This window comes from Mesorhizobium salmacidum (SeqCode) (assembly GCF_037179605.1).
Lineage (GTDB): Bacteria > Pseudomonadota > Alphaproteobacteria > Rhizobiales > Rhizobiaceae > Mesorhizobium > Mesorhizobium salmacidum.
In genome coordinates this window covers 1-305 of sequence record NZ_JAPYKS010000113.1, presented here as the reverse complement: position 1 = coordinate 305, position 305 = coordinate 1, and the positions used below count along the sequence as shown (strand labels likewise).

2 pseudogenes are annotated in these 305 nt (G+C 60.7%); both read right to left on the bottom strand.

Annotated elements, in window-relative coordinates:
- Positions 1-90: pseudogene (locus O7A60_RS32205) on the bottom strand (CoA-transferase subunit beta); the annotation flags it as partial.
- Positions 87-305: pseudogene (locus O7A60_RS32200) on the bottom strand (CoA transferase subunit A); the annotation flags it as partial. The pseudogenes O7A60_RS32200 and O7A60_RS32205, both read right to left, overlap by 4 nt.

Below are 305 nucleotides of genomic sequence, written 5' to 3'. Positions count from 1 at the left end.
GATGCCGACGAAACAGACATCGTCGTTCTTCAACGCACGGCTGGCGGCGATCGTCATCATCTCGTTGGGGGTAAAGGCGAGCTGGCTCATGCCGCTTTCCGCAGATGTTCGACGCGGGCCGCGAAATCGTCGGCGGTTCTTTCGATGACGTTCGCCTGCATCCAGGCCTGGAATTTCTCGCGGTCGGCGGCAATCTCATCCCATTCGAGATAGGCGGCATTGTCCCTGACATAATAGCCGTGCGCATAGGATGGATGCGAGCCGCCGGGCACGACCGAGATCGCCGAAATCGTCCAGCGCGGCAG